This is a genomic window from Brevundimonas vesicularis NBRC 12165 (assembly GCF_001592205.1).
Taxonomy (GTDB): domain Bacteria; phylum Pseudomonadota; class Alphaproteobacteria; order Caulobacterales; family Caulobacteraceae; genus Brevundimonas; species Brevundimonas vesicularis.
This window is the reverse complement of sequence record NZ_BCWM01000022.1, coordinates 1-14952: the sequence shown is the minus strand read 5'-3', so window position 1 is coordinate 14952 and position 14952 is coordinate 1. Positions and strand designations below refer to the sequence as shown.

Below are 14952 nucleotides of genomic sequence, written 5' to 3'. Positions count from 1 at the left end.
CGATCAACCGCCGCCGCCACGCACGATCTGGCCGACCTCGGCCTGTCGACGGGCATCCCGTTCGGTCTTCACATCCAGACGATGAGCCTCCTCGTCCGACAAGGGCGCCGGGGTGGCTTCGGCCGGCTTCTCCGCCGCAGGAAAGGTTTCCGGGGATGTCGGGGTCTGGTTCATCTCGCTCTCCTCTATGGGAAAACCAGGTGAGGCCATGCCGGTTCCGGTTCAGGCTACCAGCGTCAGTTCGGCCCGGTCCGCGCCTTGGCTCGCCAGCAGTCTCATCGGACGCCCCCGCACCCAGACCCGTCCGATCTCGATCGCGGTCCAGCCCCCTGGCAGAACGACGGGGCGTCGTGGCCAGGCCTGGGGATCGCCATCATCGACGACCATCCCCGTCAGCCCGAGCATCAGGCCCAGCAACATGCCGCCGAGATTGGCGAAGAAGGGGCCGGCCTTCACCTGGCTGTCGGGATGGTCGGGGCGATACTCGAGACACTGGTGGAAGCGCCCCTGATCGTAGGCGGCGTACCCCTCCTCGAAGAGCTTGAGCGGCAGGCCGCGATCGCCCGCCATGGCGGCCCAAGTCGTGTAGAGCGCCGGGAACATCGGCGCCCCCACGTACTCGGCCCAGTGCTTCAGATAGAAGTCGAACGTGTTGCGCCGCTCTCGCTCCGAAGCGGGATGATCATAGGGAAACAGCCCCGCCAGCGGGGACGGCGTTGCCCCTTGGGCTCCGACACACGGAAGTCGTCGTGGGCGGCGATCACCCCGTCCGACCGCACAGGAAGATACAGGTCGTCGGCGGTCGCCGCCCATTCCGTCGGGACCGTGCGTCCCGTCTGTTCGGCCGCCCGGACGGCGCGGCGCAGGACCTGGATCGCCGCCATGATGGTGAAGGCGTCGTTGTTCGGGGGCTCGGGCACCTCGGCCGGCCCGGTGGCGCGCAGGATTTCCAGCCCCCGCTTCGTGCGGGTCGTGCGGCTGACGATCCAGTCGGCGACGCCGGACAGCACCGGCCAGGCGTCCTCGTTCAGGAAGGCTTCGTCGCCGGTGACGTCGGCGTAGAGGCCGAAGGCGCGCGCCGTGTGAAGGGATCCATGATCCTCATGGGCGGCCCCGTCCCCGCCTCCGGGCGAGGCCTCCTGCCCCGACAGCGGCGCCGCCTCCCACGGAAACTGCACGCCGTCGCGCCCGGACAGCCGGGCGTTGGGCCGGGCCGCGTCGAGCCCTCGGGTGCGAAAGTCGAGAATGGCGCGCGCCGCATCGGGCTGGAAGAACAGCAGAGGCGGGACGCAGAAGGCGTCCACGTCCCACATCACGTGACCAAAGTAGTAGTTGTAGTCGTGCCAGGTCGCGAGGCCGAAGATCGAGGTCGCGGACGGCGACGCCTTATGGGTCGAGCAGTTCAGGTAGAAGACGGCCGCATCGATTAGGGCCTGATGCTCGCGGTCAGCCCCGTGCACGACGATCCGGCCTTTCCATATCTCGGCCCAGGCCTCGCGGTTGCGACCGCGCAGGGTCTCGAAGCCGCTGGCCTGGGCGCGAGCCACGCGGCGGACGGCTTCTTCGTCGGGCCGGTCGTGCAGGACCGAGGGCAGGACGGCGACCAGCTGGCGGAGCCGCACGGGCCGATCAGATCGCGCCCGTACCCTGTACTCGGTGCGCAGCGGTCCGGAGATATCCCAGGTCTGCACCGACCGTTCCGCCTCACCTCCCGTCAGCTCCGTGGCCAGGGCGAAGCCGCAAGTGCTATGTCCGCCCTCCGACTCCCACAGGATCGAACCGTCGCACGCCGGCTCCGGCTCTCCCGGGGTATCGGTTCGGCGTCGGATCACCCGTCCCCTCAAACCGCTGGTCTCGACCACGGCGCGCAGGGCGAGGTCGCAGGCTTGGTCGACCCGCACACTGATCTCCTGCAACACGATGGACGGCGCCGACCGGCTGGCGAAGGTCACGACCTCGACCTCGGCGACGACGCCCGCCGCCTCGTAGCGGAAGCTGCTGGTCAACTCCGCGGTGGCGAAATCATAGGCCTGGACCAGGTTCGAGACCGCCGACGGCTGGTCGCTGAGCCAGACGTTGTTGAGGGCGAGATCGCCGGCCAGCGGATAGGGCGCCGGGGCAGCAGCCTCGATCCGGCGCTCCGGATGTTCTCCCGCGAAGCCGCTGACGATCGTCATGCCGGCCTGCAGCGGCTGTTCGCGCACGCGCAGCCCAATCAGTCCGTTCCCGACATAGGCCGGTAGATCGCCGTTTCGAGGGCCACGCGCAGCGGGCGGATTGATCGGCGTCGTCGCCTCGGAAATAGGCGCCCTAGGCATTGAAGGGCGGGTCCACATGGATCCTGGCGTGACCCCCGCGCCGCTCATGGGTCTCGTCGATCTCGCGGATGATGGCCTCGCCTCGCTCCTTGCCGACCAGTTGCAAAAGGGCGTCCAGCTTGGCCTCGGTGCGGTCGTCGTTTTCCTTGGACGCGGGCGAGCCGACATAGAGGAAGTAGGCCAGACCGACGACCTGCCACAGCAGTTGCAGGAACTCGGACTGCCAGTTCTCGAAGGTGTCGCGACCCATCATCATCAGATAGGGCGTTAGCTCGACCGCTTGGCCGTGCTCGCGAGCGTCGTCGACGAACGTGAACCAGCCGAACAGCCAGTGGCCGATCATCGAGACGGCGAAGAAGCCCAGGGTGATCCAGGCATAGGCGTAGCGTTTCATCGATCCCTCCGTGGTCGTTGGCTCAATGCTGAAGAACGTTCGGGGTTTCTTCATTCGCTTGCCGACACTGGAACCTGCGTCGGCTCGCCCGCTTTCTTCTGGACACAGAGGAGAGTCGCCATGACCGATACCAGTACCCACCGTCCCGACGAGAACGGCCCGGACGACGATAGCGGAGCCGGGGTTCGCCGGCCTGACCAAGGCGGCACGAACCAGCCCGGCCAGACGCCAGAAAGCCCGGCCAGCGGCGGCGAAGGCGCGGCCGGCGCCGGCGGCCCCGACGGTTTCGGGACCGGCACATGAGCCTGCGCCTCTACAAGGTTGCGCTGGGACGGGATGGCGGGTCTTCCCGCCAAGTCCACGTGATGTCCGAGACCGATGTCCAGGCCGGAGACGCCGCCGCTCCGCTGATGAGCGCAGGCGAGTCGATCCTCTCCATCGAAGAGATCGAGGACGACGGTACAGTCATCGTCGATGGGCCGCCGGCCAAGTCCCAGGCGGCCGAGCTGGCTCCGGTTACGCCCGGAGCCGCGGCGGCCCCTGACCACTAAAACCAGTGTCGAAGCGCGGGCTCAAGGCCTATGGCGCGCGTTGAACCGGGAGCCCTGAATCCTCGAAGGCGCGGGCTTCCAGTTTGCGGCCGACATGCGCCCGAGAACGTAAAAGCCGCGCTCGGCGAGTTGCCGACTCAACAGCTCCATGTCGTCGGGACCGAACTCAGACCCGGATGCGGATTTCGTCTCTGTGTTCATTTCCTTTCCTCCCGCGCGGGAAAAAACGCCTGGGACGATTTTGGCGCAACTCACAGTCTCGCGATCCGAAACGCGACCCTCAGACTTCGCGTGGCTGCTCGCTGTCGCGGTGCAGTCGAACGAGTTCGACGCCGTCCCGCTCGACTTCAACATGCTTGAACGCCGAGCTCAGCGTGAGCCGAAGTTCGGCCAGAGACCGGGCCTCCTGATCGTCACTTGCCTCCACGGTCTCCGTCCGTGGCGGGGTTTCGGGTCCATCGTGCAGATGGAAGACATAGGTCGGCATAACGCCCTCTCCCCGCAAAATACGGCGGGAAAAACGACCATGTATGGCTAAGGTTCCACGGCTCGCCGAGGGGTTCTGATCTCTCCGCAGCGGGCCGCTTCACCAGATGCCTACTGCCTGCCCTGACTCGATCGGCGGAGCGGTCAGGTGATGACCAAAAGCCCAGGCGTCAGCCGGCCGATTCATATCCCGGCGCCGAATGGAGTCGCCTGAACGGACGGGGTGACGGCTTGGAACGCCGTTTGACGACACGCATTTTGGACACATCTAAAGGGAGGACACCATGAAACGAATACTCTTCGCTGGCGCCTGCGGCTTGGCCCTCTTCACCGGAGCGTGTCAGCAAGAAACCGGCGGCGCGCCGGACCAGCAGAACCAGGCCGTCAACGCCGCCCAGGATCACGCCGCCGGCGTCGTCGGCACAGCGGCCGTTCCGGCCGGCGCCACGACCGACGACGGCTTCGTCGCCAATGCCGCCATCGGCGGTATGTATGAGGTCGAAGCCGGCAGGATCGCGGCGGAGCGGTCCGCCAATCCGGCGATCAAGCGCATCGGCCAGATGATGGTCACCGATCACACCAAGGCCGGCGACGAGCTCAAACCGATCGCCACGGCGGCCGGCCTCACTGTACCGACAGCGCTCGACCAACGTCATCAAGGCCTGATCGACAACCTTCGCGGCGCGACGGATCAGGACTTCGACCGCGTCTACCTGCAGCAGCAGGAGGCGGCCCACAACGAGACGGCGGCGTTGCTGGAAACCTACGGCCGAGTGGGCGGCAACGACGCACTCAAGGGCTGGGCCGCCAAGACCTTGCCGGTGGTCCGCGCCCACCAGGAAATGGTGGATCAGGCCGACGAGGCGGATGCGGATCGGCCGCACTGACGCTCGCCCAAAGCCATCGCGGCGCTTGAAGCAAACGACCGGCCTGCCTTCCGCCAGGCCGGTCGTTTCGCTCTATTCCCCTTTCAGCCTGTCCCGGTTGGCGGCGACGGTTTTCGGCCCCTGCGGAGACTGCCGTTCGAACCGGTCAGCCCGATCCGCGTGGGTCTGGCCCTGCTGTACGTCGTCCGCAGACAGCGCCTCGCCCTCGTCCGCATAGTCCGCGAGTTCACCAGCGGCAGGCGGCGCGACGGCGGATGTTTCCGGCGTGCCGTCGGTATAGCTCCGGGGTTCGGCCCCGCGCTCGCCGTCACGCGATTTGTCACCCGGCGCGAGCGGATCGGTTGCGGCGTTTTGGGCGGTCGCCGACGATGAGGTGGTGTTTTGATGAGCCATCGGTCGCTCCTAGTGCCGGTTGTCGCGCTCGTGGCGCTTCTCTTCGCTGGTCGCCTGCCGGGCGCCTTTGGCCTCCGGAGAATGGCCATGGTGGATATCCCGCTCGCCGCCAGAGGAGACCTGGCTCCTTGGGGAAAGATGATCGGGGGCGTCCGCGTCCTTGACGACGGCATCCGGTTTCGGTTTCGAACGGTCTTCGTGGCTCGCCCCTGGTCCGCCCCATCGTTCAGTGCTGTCGTTCTTCTCGGGCATGTTGGTTTCCTCACGGCTTAATGCCGTGCTGAGGAAATCGACGGCTTGAGCACGGCGTTCCACATGGCGGAGTTGCCAAATGGATCGCCCAGCGCCCCAGCCGGTGATCAGCCGATCAGCCACATTCACCAGAAACCCCTCGCGCGTTCCGCCGGCGGCAACGCTTGGTTTGGCCGCCGGATTTCCTATCTCGTTGTTTCAACGGACGAACACGGAGCCCCACATGGCTGGAGGTTGGACCCGAGACGGAGCGGTCCTGGATCAAATCGACGACACCATCCTCGACGGCGTGTTGACCGCTCGCGCCCGCATGCCCGCCGGCGAAGGGACCGAGGACTGCATCGAATGCGGCGATCCCATCCCCGAGGCGCGCCGTCGGGCGATTCCTGGCGTTACCACCTGCGTGCCCTGCCAATCCGGCCGTGACAGCCGCGTCGTCGTCACCGGCATCAACCGGCGCGGCAGCAAGGACAGCCAACTGCGCTGAAGCCATGACCGACACCCTCGCGCTCTTCCCCGAGCCGGGTCCCGTGCCGAGCCAGCACGAGCCGCGCGGTCTGCGTTACGCTGACGCCGTCATCTCGCCGGAGGTCCAGGAGGATTTGGTCGATCGGGCCCGCACGTTCGACTTCGCCCCTTTTGACTTTCGGGGATTTAAAGGCAATCGTCGGACGGTTTCGTTCGGCTCCCGCTACGACTTCACACTCAACCGGGTTGCATACGCCGATCCTCTGCCCGACTGGCTGACCCCGTTTCGGGCCGCGGCGGCGGGCTTCGCAGACATCCCCGAGGCCGAACTCGTCCAGGCCCTCGTCACCGAGTACACGCCAGGCGCCGGCATCGGTTGGCATCGAGATCGCCCCGAGTACGGCAAGGTCGTCGGCTTGTCGTTTGTCTCCCACTGCGTGCTCCGTTTCAGGCGTCCCGAAGCCGGCGGTTGGCGACGGGCCTCCCAGATCCTGCGTCCCGGCTCCGCCTATCTCCTCGACGGTCCTGCCCGCGACAACTGGCAGCACAGCATCGCTCCGGGCGATCTGCTCCGATACTCGGTGACCTTCCGGACGCTGCGCCGGCCGGCGCAGTGAGGCTCCAACCCGTCCGCCAGCTGCGTCGCGCCACAAACGGAAAACGTCCAGCCTTTCCACCCGTTGTCCCACCGTAGGGATACGGGGTCGTCCTGTCCGAATCCGCCCGCTAATGTCACCGGGTCATCAACGCTCCTTCGCCAAAGAGCCGTACCTCCATGCCCGTCACCCTCACGCCCACTCGATTGCTCTAAGCTGGATAAAATCATGAATCAGTTGGTTTTTTCGCGGCCCACCTACTTTAACACCGGCTCGCCGCCCGACCGTTCGGCTTGGTTCTGAAAACATTAGATAAATAGACCGATGTAAAAACCGCGTGATCGCGCAATCTTTCGAGACGTATTGACAATCTCAAACTCGAATTAACAATCGATTCTTGCGCGTTCACTTGCCTCCGCTAGACTAGCATGAACAGAACCTACATCGCCATCGCTGACGCCGGCAGAGCGTAGTGCATAACCAGCATCCAGATCGCCATGGCGATCATCATCAGGTTCTCGGTCAGGGATAGGAAGCCAAGCGGCACATTGCTGTCTCCACCGACGCAGGCGCATTTCAGTTCGCGCTTGTCGATGTAGACAGCCTTGAAGACCGAGGCCGCGCCAATGCCGCCGATGAACAGGGCCACCGGGACCGACAACCAGGTCAGGACGCCCGCGACCATCAACGCGCCTGCCCCGAACTCGGCGAACGGATAGACCTTGCCGTATGGCACCCACCGCTTGGCCAGCAGGTCGTAGTTCAGGAACATGGATGAGAAGCTCTCGATGTTCTGGAGCTTCAGCATGGCGAGGGCCATCATAGACAGGGCGATAAACCACTCCCCTGCCCGCACGGTGAACGGCGTGCCAAAAATCGTCAGGCTGAGCATCGTCGCCATCACGGCGGTGGTCAGGAAGACGACGAGGACCGGCGTGTAGGTGGTCGCCTTGGGATCGCGGACCTTGAGACCGAGATAGCGGCGCAGATCGTCGTGGCCGCCGACACGCTGGCCGTCGATGAACACCTGCGGCGTTGTCTTCACCCCGTGCTCGGCCTTGAAGGCGTCGGTCTGCTCGCGGGTCGTGAGCCAGTGGTCCTCGACCTTGTAGCCCCGGCTCTTGAGAAGATGCCGGGCCTTGAGCCCCCACGGACAGGTGTGGTCGGGCATCACCATCCGATAGATGACAGCGGTCTTGGTCATTGCAGGCTCCTTGATCTTCAAATCCGAGCTACAGCTCTTAGGTTCCGTACCTAGATACGGAGTCAAGCATGAACGTTCGGACGATCGCAGGGTTGGCGCGAGACGGCGGCGTCGGGGTGGAGACTGTCCGCTTTTATCAGCGTCGCGGATTGCTTTCGACGCCTGACAAATGGTCGCGTGATGGCGCTGGCGCGGGCGTTCGACGCTATGGCGAGGAGGACGTGCGCCAGCTGAAGTTCATTCGCTCCGCACAGACGGCGGGCTTCACCCTCGAGCAGATCAAAGAGCTGTTGTCGCTCGACGCTGGCGAGGATCGCACGCGCGCCCGTGCGTTGGCCGCGGAGAGGCTGGAGGCGCTGGATCGAACCATCTCCGATCTTGAGGGGGCGAGAGCGGCGTTGCGCCGACTGGCGAGCGCTTGCGCGGCGAACGACAGCGGACCGTGTCCGATCATTTCGGCCTTTCAGGGTGAAAAGGTTTGAAATCTTGCCCTGTCTTGGCGAACGGGGTGCGAGGGCCGGCAGCCGTCCCGCCTGGGAAAAACCCGACTGCGTGGCCACGCAAGCGCGAGGACCGGAACGTCCCGCAGCCAGAACTGTTCGTTGATCATCACTTTCGGAGAACGAAGATGTCGATCAAACTGAACGTTGGTCTGGCGACCGCCGCGCTATCCGTGCTCCTCACGGCGTGCAATCCTGCGGGACAGGCCGATAGAACCGCGACTGCCGACTCGGGGTCGGCGGCCGAACACAGCGTTCCGGCGGTCCAGCCGATGGCGGGGCCCGAGACGCCCTTTTCCACCTCTGAACAGCAGATGCATCAGGCCATGATGCAGGCGCACGGCGCAGACCCGCAGGAGACCTACGCCCTGAAGATGATCGAGCACCACCGGGGCGCCATCGCCATGTCGGAGGTTCTGATGCGCGAGAACCCGGACGCTGCGCTCCGCGAGATGGCCGAAAAGACGATTACGATGCAGCGCCAGGAGATCACGGCGCTGGAGCAGTGGGTCGCGCAACATCGGTCCGCCGCGGCAACCCCCGCTTCGGGTTCGGTCCAGCCCGGAGCCTGACGCGGGACGAATACGCGCGGGGACTGGTCTGCCCGTGCGTATTTGCTTTTGAACGGCGTCGATCGTCGGCGTCTGTCCGCCGGCGGGAGGTCACTCATGCACGAAAAGAGCTATCGCAACCTCGCGATTGAACTCATCGTCCACTTCATCATCATGTATTTGGTGATGTTCACGATGATCGCGACGCTCGATCACTTCAACTTCAATCTGAACAATCTCTACATGACGCTGATGATGGTCGCGCCAATGGCTGTCCTCATGCTGGTTCTGATGCGCGAGATGTATCCGAACAATCGGCTCAACCTGGCCATTGGGCTGGCCTCGGTGATCATCTTCGCGGGCAGCTTCTACGCCATGCGCACCCAGGCGGCGATCGGCGACAAGGAACTCATTCGAGGAATGATCCCCCACCACTCCGGCGCGATCCTGATGTGCGGCAAGGCCAAGCTGAGCGACCCGGAACTGGTCGCGCTGTGCGCAGAGATCGTCGAGGCCCAGAAGCGCGAGATCCGACAGATGCAGGCGATTCAGGATCGGCTTTGACGGCTCTTCCGGCGGGACACGTCCGCCGGTCCCGCCAACTCGCCATTCCCGTTCGAGGTGGCCTCGCTCGCCGCCCCGAGTGTTGTCGTCGGTTTCACGGCGTGAGGTCGGCCAGCGTCGGCCGCCGTTGGCGAGGGGAAAGTCGATGCGACGCGTAGACTAGTCGAAGGCCGGACCGGCCACTCGTTAGGAGACACAGTATGCGTGCATTCAACCCCGTTCCCTATGTCGCCCTGGCGACTGCGGTCGTCCTCGCCGCTGGACCTGCGGCAGCTCACGCTCGTCTTGTCAGCGCCACGCCCGCGCCGAACGCCACAGTCGGTGCGACCCGCACGCTGACCTTGACCTTCAGCGAGCGCTCTGTGCCTGCGTTCTCCGGCTTCGACGTGGTCAACTCGGCCGGCGAGAAGCTCGCGGTCCGCACTTCGGTCGCTGAAGACGGCAAGACCCTGACCGGGACTCTGACGCGACCGCTGACTGCTGGCGACTATCGCGTCGACTGGCGCATCGCCTCGAGCGACGGTCACCGCATGACCGGCTCGTACACCTTCACGGTGCGCTGACGCCGTGCTCGAGATCGCGGTCGTCGCGCTCCGGTGGCTCCAGTACGCCGGAGCCGTCGTCCTTCTCGGGACGCCGTTGTTCCTGCTGTACACCTTCAGGCGCGGCGACGGCGTGGATCTCACCTGGTCGCGCGCGATCCTGATAGGGTCAGGTTTGGTCGTCGTCGCGAGCGCGCTCCTGGCGCTACTCGCACAGACAGCGGTCATGGCGGGCTCGCTGGCGGAAGCCATCAAGCCTGTGTCTCTGTCTTTCATGATCACCGGCACGGCCTTGGGGAAAGCCATGGTCGCGCGGGCCGCCCTCGCCCTCGCAGCCGTCGTCGCGGTCCTGGCCTTGAGACCGGGCAAGACGGCCTGGAGCATCTCGCTAGGCCTTGGGCTCTTCGTGGTCGCGAGCTTCGCTTGGACTGGACACGGCGCGGCGACAGAAGGCCCCGAGGGCCTGGTCCACCTCGCCTCCGACATGGTCCATTCCGTCGGGGCGGCCCTTTGGCTTGGTGCGCTTGTAGCGCTGACGATCCTGCTGCTTCGCCGCCCCGGGGTCGACGATGGGGCCCTCTACCGTGCCTTGCATGGGTTCTCGGGCCTGGGCACGCTCGCCGTAGCCCTTCTTGTGGCCACGGGTCTCGCGAACAGCTGGTTCCTCGTCGGATCGGAGCGTTTCGTGAACCTTGGCGAAAGCCTCTATGGACAGCTTCTGATCGCCAAGCTGGCGCTCTTCGTGCTGATGCTGGGCCTGGCGGCGGACAACCGTTTCCGCCTGACACCCGCCCTGCGTCTGGAACTGGAGCACACAGGACAGTCAATCTCGGCGGTTCGACGGCTGCGGCGCAGTATCGTCACGGAGACGGCCCTCGGGCTCGTCGTCCTCGCCGTCGTCGCGCTTATGGGCACCCTCCCTCCGCCGGTCGCGACGTGATCCGACGATCTAGTGGCCCGCGGCGTGGAGCACCGCTGCGGTCGTGGCGCCATTCTCCGAGGTCGAGATGTTGTCACGTCCTCCCATCGGGCTTCCCGGATCCCGGCTTAAGCGGACAAATACGGTCTGAACGCCGCGCGCTTTCGCACTGAGGCGTTCAAACCGGAGAGGCGGATTACCGCGGAGCGCGCGACGACCAGTGAATGTGATGGATGCGCCAGCCGTCGGCGTGGCGCTTTAGCACCATGGTTTCCGTTGTCAGACGGTCCACGGCGCGTCCGTTGAACTGACCGGTGGTGCGGCCTTCGCTCGTGATCCACGCCACATCGCCGTCCGCCCAGCCCGATCTGCGGCTTACGACATTGTCCGACGCGGCCGCGAAGGCGGCGTCCGACGCAAGATGGTGAGAGGCGTATTCGTCGCGCGAGCGCTCCGCTCCGCCCTCTTCAAAGATCATGACGTCGGGGGCCAGAAGCAACAGGGCGGCAGATGTGTCACCGGCCTTGAGCGCGGCATGGAAGGCATCGACGGTCGTGGCCGCCTCCGTCGCTTCCGCGCTGATCGACCCCGCGGTCTGGGCATGGCCGTGAGAATGGTCCTGCGCGACAGCGGGCGTCACCGACAGGACGGCGAGAGAGAGGGCGAGAACGAGAGGTTTGGGGGACATGATGGGCTCCGGCTTATGAATCAGGTGAGACAAGGTCAGGTCAGGTGGGCGGGTTGTGACGGGCGAACACCTGCGTCGCGCCGGAGCGAAGCACCAGCAGCGTGTCGTAAGGGTCCTTGTGTCCCTGCGGCGTCTCCATGCCGGGCGAACCGAGGGGCATGGCCGGAACCGCGAGACCGAGCGCTGCCGGCCGCTCGGCAAGCAACCGTATGACGTCCCGTGCCGGAACATGGCCCTCTACGACATAGCCATCAATCAACCCGGTGTGGCAGGAGGCCAGGCTGTCCGGAAGCCCCCGGCTGCTGCGGACGGATTGGAGGCTCGGCAGAACGGTGATGGTCGTGTTGAAGCCAGCCTCCCGCATGTGCGAGATCCAGGCGTCGCAGCACGCACAGGTTGGCGTCTTGAAGACCGTGAGGGTTCTCGACGCCTGGGTCTGGGCGCAGGCTGTTCCGGTCAGGGCGACGCTGACGGCGGCGCCTAAGAAAAGCCTTCGGTGGAGGTAGGCGGTCGTCAAAAGGGCTCTCCCTGATCGCTGTGAACGGTGCGTCTGGCGTCGGCATCCGGCATCCGGCATCCGACCGAAGGTGCGCCGCCTCAGCCACTGGCGGCTCGGTCGCTCGACCAGACCATAGATGGCGGCCGCCGCGGCGAGGGTCACCGCCAACATCGCCGCCAGTTCCAGAAGCCCCATTCGATAGTCGCCCGGCCAACCCCCGATGGCCTGGGCGGCATTGCGCCAGACCATCAGGATCGGAATATGGACGAGGTAGAGGGCGAACGAGGCCTCACCGGCGAAGATTGCGACCGGGTGCGACAGGAAGGTTCTGACACCCGCCTTGGCGAGCAGCGCCAAGGCGAGAACGAAGGGTCCCGACGCGGCGACGATAAGGCGATCATCGGCCCCGATCTGCATAGCGAGCAAGAGGAGCGCGGTGGCTCCGACGGCGCCGACGATCGCGACGCGCGGGGACGGCGCCCAGCGCGCTCCGAGATAGTAGAGGCCAATCCCGAGCAGGAACTCCGGAATGATGCGCAAGACGCCCATATTGTCTTCCGCCCGGGGCAGAACCGAGCCGAACCAATGCCGGTAGATCGCATCCAGCAGGATGAACAGGCTCGTCGCCGCGGCTACGAGCATCCATGGCCTGTGTCGAAACCGCAGGGCGACCGCAGCATAGGCTGGAAAAGCGAGATAGACGAACCATTCGGCTGACAGCGACCAGGCGGGCCCGTTCCACAGGACCATCCCGTCTCGCGGCAACCAGGCCTGAACCAAAAAGAGGGTGGCCAGAAAATCCGCAGGATTGAACCGCCCGGGCTCCAGGCCGATGCCCAACACCGGCGCGGCGAGCACCAGCAACAGCATCGCCAACAGGATGAACAAATGCGCCGGGTATATGCGCGCGAACCGCGCCGCGATGAACCGCCTGTAGTTCACTGGCTGATCACCCTGCAGGTAAACGTGGGTGAGGATGAACCCAGACAGGATGAAGAAGATATCGACCCCGAGACGGGCCCGGTTTAACAGTCCGGCCGCACCTTCGGGCAGCGTCCATTGCAGCTGGTAGTGAAACAGCACCACGCCGAGCGCGAGGAAGAACCTCACCCCCGTCAGCGGATCGAGCCGATCCGGAAACGGACCCGCGGCCGGATCTGTCCTCTCGCTCACATCGCCTCCCCCGACACGAGCGGGTCCTCCCGGTCGTTCTCTGGTATCTACGCGGCGGACATCTCGTCCCCTCGTAAGGGGCCGGACGGTTTGGCGCGTATGGCAAAGGGGGCGTGATGCAGGTGCGCAATGACTGATGAGATCGAACGACTGATTGCGGCGGAAGGGCCAGACGATGCGGGGCGGCTGGACGGCCTGGAAGACGCTGTCTGGACACGGATCGCCGTGCGCCGGGAGGCGGCGTCAATGGGCCAGGTTCGGGTCGCCGCCGTAGGGCTGGCGCTCGTGCTCGGCGTGGCCAACGGTGGATTGCTCCTCGTGGCGTCGCCGCGGCCTGAGCCCTCTGAGTTGCGCATCTTCACCGTCTCGGCGGGCCTGTCGCCGCTCGGTCCACTGGATGCCCGGGGATGAGAGCGCGCTGGAAATCGATCGTCCTGACAGCCGTGCTGGCGGCGCTCGCCAGCGGCGCGGCGACCTGGGCGAGCGCAACCTGGGTCATGCGCGAGCGTCAGCCGCCGAGCCTGCATAGCGTCGTCCATGAGCAGTTGAACCTGAGCGCTGAACAGGATGGTCGTCTGGACGCGATCGAAGCGCGCTTCGCCGCGCGCCGCCCCGGGCTGGAGGCAGAAGTGCGAGCCGCCAACCGCGAGCTCGCCGCCGCCATCGCTGCAAGCGATGGGAACACGCCCCAGGTGCAGGCGGCGGTGGATCACTTCCACGTGGCCATGGGCGATCTGCAGAAGGCGACCATCGCCCACGTCTTCGAGATGCGGTCGGTGCTCACCCCCGCGCAGGCCGAGGTCTTCGACGCCGCCGTGGTGGACGCCCTGCGTGCCGACGCCGGCTAGGCGCGGCGCGTGAAGGACGGCGACAGCATTGAAGCCCGCGCGGCTGGCGGCGACGCCGGCGCGTTCGGCGCCTTGATGGCGGCGACCAAGGGCGATCTCTACAGGTTCGTGCGCCGCTATGTCGGCGACGAAGCGGAAGCGCACGACCTGCTCCAGGAAACTTACACCGCCGCATGGCTCGCCCTGCGAAGGTACGATCCGGCTCGCCCCTTCGAGGTCTGGCTCCGCTCGATCGCCCTGAACAAATGCAGGGACTGGAGCCGTCGGCGTGCGGTGCGTCGGGTGGTGCGCGGCGTCATGGGCCTCGACGCCCCCGAAGCGTCAGCGGTCCGGATGGAAACGCCATCTCCCGAAGCCCGACTGGACGATCGCCGTCGCGCCGAGGCGCTGCGCAGCGCGCTGACCCGCCTGCCTGACGGCCTCAAGGCCCCTCTCCTGCTCGCTACGCTCGAAGGTCGCTCGCACGGCGAAATCGCGGCGATCCTGGGCGTCACGACCAAGGCCGTGGAGACGCGGATCGCCCGCGCCCGCAAGCGACTTGCCGAGGACATGGCCGTTCCGGGAGGTGCTTGATCTCATCGGCCCGCCCGATGGCGAAGGGCGTTTCTTTTCGCGGTGTGGCGACCTGACGCAAGGGCGTTGTCGCCGACGTGCGTATGTCAACCAGAAGCCGACACGCGTCCGAGGAACCCCACGCTTATGCCCATGCCAAGTTTCGATCGCCGAATGCTTCTCAGGGGCGCCGCCGTTGGCGGCGGGCTGCTTGGCCTGCAGGGACTTCTGCCGGCCTGGGCGCAGACCGGTACGGCGGGCTTGAGAACGGCCCTGCCGACGTTGAGCGGGCCCAACATCGACCTGACGGTCGGCCACTCGCCCTTCACGGTCGGGGGACGGACCGGCCATGCCGTGACGATCAACGGAGTGCTCCCGGCGCCCTTGCTGCGCCTGCGCGAGGGACAGAACGTGCGACTCTCCGTGACCAACGGGCTGGATGAGGACACTTCGATCCATTGGCACGGCCTATTGCTGCCGTTCCAGATGGACGGCGTCCCGGGCATCAGCTTCCCGGGCATCAAGCCGCGGGAAACCTTCGTCTATGAGTTCCCGATCAAGCAGTCA

Annotated in this window: 24 protein-coding genes; 14 read left to right on the top strand and 10 right to left on the bottom strand. The window is 65.8% G+C overall.

Going from position 1 to position 14952, the window contains the following annotated elements; all coding sequences use genetic code 11:
• Positions 1 to 3: 3 nt before the first annotated feature.
• Genes BVE01S_RS16905 through BVE01S_RS14830 form a run of 4 tightly spaced genes read right to left on the bottom strand, consistent with a single transcriptional unit; the run spans position 4 to position 2712 of the window.
• Positions 4 to 174: a hypothetical protein gene (locus BVE01S_RS16905; protein ID WP_157076477.1), complete on the bottom strand. Its 171-nt coding sequence runs from the start codon at positions 172 to 174 to the stop codon at positions 4 to 6.
• A 48-nt stretch (positions 175 to 222) separates the two neighbouring features.
• Complete coding sequence (locus BVE01S_RS17300; protein WP_066629190.1) at positions 223 to 603, bottom strand: hypothetical protein; 381 nt, start codon at positions 601 to 603, stop codon at positions 223 to 225.
• 29 nt (positions 604 to 632) lie between these two features.
• The gene (locus BVE01S_RS14835; protein WP_244878396.1) at positions 633 to 2318 is read right to left on the bottom strand and encodes a glycoside hydrolase family 65 protein; all 1686 of its coding nucleotides are present in this window, start codon (positions 2316 to 2318) and stop codon (positions 633 to 635) included.
• The gene (locus BVE01S_RS14830; RefSeq protein ID WP_066629181.1) at positions 2311 to 2712 is read right to left on the bottom strand and encodes a DUF6766 family protein; all 402 of its coding nucleotides are present in this window, start codon (positions 2710 to 2712) and stop codon (positions 2311 to 2313) included. Before BVE01S_RS14830 ends, BVE01S_RS14835 begins: the two co-directional genes overlap by 8 nt.
• A gap of 120 nt (positions 2713 to 2832) precedes the next feature.
• Between BVE01S_RS14830 and BVE01S_RS14825 the strand changes: the two genes are divergently transcribed.
• Together BVE01S_RS14825 and BVE01S_RS14820 are read left to right on the top strand one after the other, a co-directional pair.
• Positions 2833 to 3015 (top strand): hypothetical protein, encoded by a 183-nt coding sequence (locus tag BVE01S_RS14825; protein ID WP_066629178.1) that lies wholly within the window; start codon positions 2833 to 2835, stop codon positions 3013 to 3015.
• Positions 3012 to 3263 carry a hypothetical protein gene (locus BVE01S_RS14820; RefSeq protein ID WP_244878395.1) on the top strand — a complete coding sequence of 84 codons (252 nt, stop codon included), beginning with the start codon at positions 3012 to 3014 and terminating at the stop codon, positions 3261 to 3263. Before BVE01S_RS14825 ends, BVE01S_RS14820 begins: the two co-directional genes overlap by 4 nt.
• Before the next feature lie 280 nt (positions 3264 to 3543).
• Here the strand turns inward: BVE01S_RS14820 and BVE01S_RS14810 are convergent, their stop codons facing one another.
• A complete protein-coding gene (locus BVE01S_RS14810; protein WP_066629170.1) occupies positions 3544 to 3750 on the bottom strand; it encodes a hypothetical protein in 207 nt (68 codons plus the stop codon).
• A 283-nt stretch (positions 3751 to 4033) separates the two neighbouring features.
• Here BVE01S_RS14810 and BVE01S_RS14805 point away from each other — a divergent pair, with 283 nt between their 5' ends.
• On the top strand, positions 4034 to 4636 hold the full coding sequence (locus BVE01S_RS14805; RefSeq protein WP_084375436.1) for a DUF4142 domain-containing protein: 603 nt from the start codon (positions 4034 to 4036) through the stop codon (positions 4634 to 4636).
• Positions 4637 to 4708: 72 nt separating this feature from the next.
• On the opposite strand, the gene BVE01S_RS14800 is transcribed toward BVE01S_RS14805, so the two are convergent.
• Both BVE01S_RS14800 and BVE01S_RS16900 read right to left on the bottom strand, forming a co-directional pair.
• Entirely contained in the window at positions 4709 to 5029 is a 321-nt protein-coding gene (locus tag BVE01S_RS14800; protein ID WP_066629165.1) for a hypothetical protein, read from the bottom strand.
• Between the two features lie 9 nt (positions 5030 to 5038).
• Positions 5039 to 5404 carry a hypothetical protein gene (locus BVE01S_RS16900; protein ID WP_157076476.1) on the bottom strand — a complete coding sequence of 122 codons (366 nt, stop codon included), beginning with the start codon at positions 5402 to 5404 and terminating at the stop codon, positions 5039 to 5041.
• Positions 5405 to 5504: 100 nt separating this feature from the next.
• Between BVE01S_RS16900 and BVE01S_RS14790 the strand changes: the two genes are divergently transcribed.
• Together BVE01S_RS14790 and BVE01S_RS14785 are read left to right on the top strand one after the other, a co-directional pair.
• A complete protein-coding gene (locus BVE01S_RS14790; RefSeq protein WP_066629162.1) occupies positions 5505 to 5768 on the top strand; it encodes a DksA/TraR family C4-type zinc finger protein in 264 nt (87 codons plus the stop codon).
• 4 nt (positions 5769 to 5772) lie between these two features.
• Positions 5773 to 6366: an alpha-ketoglutarate-dependent dioxygenase AlkB gene (locus BVE01S_RS14785; protein WP_066629161.1), complete on the top strand. Its 594-nt coding sequence runs from the start codon at positions 5773 to 5775 to the stop codon at positions 6364 to 6366.
• 418 nt (positions 6367 to 6784) lie between these two features.
• Here BVE01S_RS14785 and BVE01S_RS14780 read toward each other — a convergent pair whose 3' ends face one another.
• On the bottom strand, positions 6785 to 7549 hold the full coding sequence (locus BVE01S_RS14780) for a glutaredoxin family protein (RefSeq protein ID WP_055808283.1): 765 nt from the start codon (positions 7547 to 7549) through the stop codon (positions 6785 to 6787).
• Between the two features lie 68 nt (positions 7550 to 7617).
• Here BVE01S_RS14780 and BVE01S_RS14775 point away from each other — a divergent pair, with 68 nt between their 5' ends.
• The 5 genes from BVE01S_RS14775 (at position 7618) to copD (ending at position 10646) form a co-directional block, all read left to right on the top strand.
• Positions 7618 to 8031: a MerR family transcriptional regulator gene (locus tag BVE01S_RS14775; protein WP_054765702.1), complete on the top strand. Its 414-nt coding sequence runs from the start codon at positions 7618 to 7620 to the stop codon at positions 8029 to 8031.
• Between the two features lie 146 nt (positions 8032 to 8177).
• Entirely contained in the window at positions 8178 to 8621 is a 444-nt protein-coding gene (locus BVE01S_RS14770) for a DUF305 domain-containing protein (RefSeq protein WP_082382688.1), read from the top strand.
• A gap of 96 nt (positions 8622 to 8717) precedes the next feature.
• The gene (locus tag BVE01S_RS14765; RefSeq protein ID WP_066629159.1) at positions 8718 to 9164 is read left to right on the top strand and encodes a DUF305 domain-containing protein; all 447 of its coding nucleotides are present in this window, start codon (positions 8718 to 8720) and stop codon (positions 9162 to 9164) included.
• A 200-nt stretch (positions 9165 to 9364) separates the two neighbouring features.
• Positions 9365 to 9727 (top strand): copper homeostasis periplasmic binding protein CopC, encoded by a 363-nt coding sequence (gene copC, locus BVE01S_RS14760; protein ID WP_017505543.1) that lies wholly within the window; start codon positions 9365 to 9367, stop codon positions 9725 to 9727.
• Positions 9728 to 9731: 4 nt separating this feature from the next.
• Entirely contained in the window at positions 9732 to 10646 is a 915-nt protein-coding gene (gene copD, locus BVE01S_RS14755; protein WP_066629157.1) for a copper homeostasis membrane protein CopD, read from the top strand.
• 175 nt (positions 10647 to 10821) lie between these two features.
• Here copD and BVE01S_RS14750 read toward each other — a convergent pair whose 3' ends face one another.
• Entirely contained in the window at positions 10822 to 11313 is a 492-nt protein-coding gene (locus tag BVE01S_RS14750; RefSeq protein WP_017505545.1) for a YybH family protein, read from the bottom strand.
• 40 nt (positions 11314 to 11353) lie between these two features.
• Positions 11354 to 12985, bottom strand: coding sequence for an acyltransferase family protein (locus BVE01S_RS14740; protein WP_244878394.1), 1632 nt, complete (start codon positions 12983 to 12985; stop codon positions 11354 to 11356).
• A 129-nt stretch (positions 12986 to 13114) separates the two neighbouring features.
• Between BVE01S_RS14740 and BVE01S_RS14735 the strand changes: the two genes are divergently transcribed.
• The 4 genes from BVE01S_RS14735 to BVE01S_RS14720 form a co-directional block, all read left to right on the top strand.
• Positions 13115 to 13396, top strand: a complete 282-nt coding sequence (locus BVE01S_RS14735; protein WP_017505548.1) for a hypothetical protein — start codon at positions 13115 to 13117, stop codon at positions 13394 to 13396.
• Positions 13393 to 13833, top strand: coding sequence for a Spy/CpxP family protein refolding chaperone (locus BVE01S_RS14730; protein WP_017505549.1), 441 nt, complete (start codon positions 13393 to 13395; stop codon positions 13831 to 13833). The genes BVE01S_RS14735 and BVE01S_RS14730 overlap by 4 nt, the downstream gene beginning before the upstream one ends.
• Positions 13834 to 13842: 9 nt before the next feature.
• Complete coding sequence (locus tag BVE01S_RS14725; RefSeq protein ID WP_017505550.1) at positions 13843 to 14406, top strand: RNA polymerase sigma factor; 564 nt, start codon at positions 13843 to 13845, stop codon at positions 14404 to 14406.
• Positions 14407 to 14532: 126 nt separating this feature from the next.
• Positions 14533 to 14952, top strand: a 420-nt coding sequence (locus tag BVE01S_RS14720) for a multicopper oxidase domain-containing protein (RefSeq protein WP_157076475.1), incomplete at its 3' end; no start/stop codon positions are given.

Excerpts from the sequence above, each read along its gene's own strand:
- BVE01S_RS14830 (WP_066629181.1), bottom strand. The coding sequence starts at position 2,712 with ATGAAACGCTACGCCTATGCCTGGATCACCCTGGGCTTCTTCGCCGTC.
- BVE01S_RS14785 (WP_066629161.1), top strand. The coding sequence starts at position 5,773 with ATGACCGACACCCTCGCGCTCTTCCCCGAGCCGGGTCCCGTGCCGAGC.
- BVE01S_RS14735 (WP_017505548.1), top strand. The coding sequence starts at position 13,115 with ATGACTGATGAGATCGAACGACTGATTGCGGCGGAAGGGCCAGACGAT.
- BVE01S_RS14805 (WP_084375436.1), top strand. The coding sequence starts at position 4,034 with ATGAAACGAATACTCTTCGCTGGCGCCTGCGGCTTGGCCCTCTTCACC.
- BVE01S_RS14765 (WP_066629159.1), top strand. The coding sequence starts at position 8,718 with ATGCACGAAAAGAGCTATCGCAACCTCGCGATTGAACTCATCGTCCAC.
- BVE01S_RS14800 (WP_066629165.1), bottom strand. The coding sequence starts at position 5,029 with ATGGCTCATCAAAACACCACCTCATCGTCGGCGACCGCCCAAAACGCC.
- BVE01S_RS14775 (WP_054765702.1), top strand. The coding sequence starts at position 7,618 with ATGAACGTTCGGACGATCGCAGGGTTGGCGCGAGACGGCGGCGTCGGG.
- BVE01S_RS14790 (WP_066629162.1), top strand. The coding sequence starts at position 5,505 with ATGGCTGGAGGTTGGACCCGAGACGGAGCGGTCCTGGATCAAATCGAC.
- BVE01S_RS14825 (WP_066629178.1), top strand. The coding sequence starts at position 2,833 with ATGACCGATACCAGTACCCACCGTCCCGACGAGAACGGCCCGGACGAC.
- BVE01S_RS16905 (WP_157076477.1), bottom strand. The coding sequence starts at position 174 with ATGAACCAGACCCCGACATCCCCGGAAACCTTTCCTGCGGCGGAGAAG.
- copC (WP_017505543.1), top strand. The coding sequence starts at position 9,365 with ATGCGTGCATTCAACCCCGTTCCCTATGTCGCCCTGGCGACTGCGGTC.
- BVE01S_RS14750 (WP_017505545.1), bottom strand. The coding sequence starts at position 11,313 with ATGTCCCCCAAACCTCTCGTTCTCGCCCTCTCTCTCGCCGTCCTGTCG.
- BVE01S_RS14730 (WP_017505549.1), top strand. The coding sequence starts at position 13,393 with ATGAGAGCGCGCTGGAAATCGATCGTCCTGACAGCCGTGCTGGCGGCG.
- BVE01S_RS14820 (WP_244878395.1), top strand. The coding sequence starts at position 3,012 with ATGAGCCTGCGCCTCTACAAGGTTGCGCTGGGACGGGATGGCGGGTCT.
- BVE01S_RS14770 (WP_082382688.1), top strand. The coding sequence starts at position 8,178 with ATGTCGATCAAACTGAACGTTGGTCTGGCGACCGCCGCGCTATCCGTG.
- BVE01S_RS14835 (WP_244878396.1), bottom strand. The coding sequence starts at position 2,318 with ATGCCTAGGGCGCCTATTTCCGAGGCGACGACGCCGATCAATCCGCCC.
- BVE01S_RS14780 (WP_055808283.1), bottom strand. The coding sequence starts at position 7,549 with ATGACCAAGACCGCTGTCATCTATCGGATGGTGATGCCCGACCACACC.
- BVE01S_RS17300 (WP_066629190.1), bottom strand. The coding sequence starts at position 603 with ATGTTCCCGGCGCTCTACACGACTTGGGCCGCCATGGCGGGCGATCGC.
- BVE01S_RS14810 (WP_066629170.1), bottom strand. The coding sequence starts at position 3,750 with ATGCCGACCTATGTCTTCCATCTGCACGATGGACCCGAAACCCCGCCA.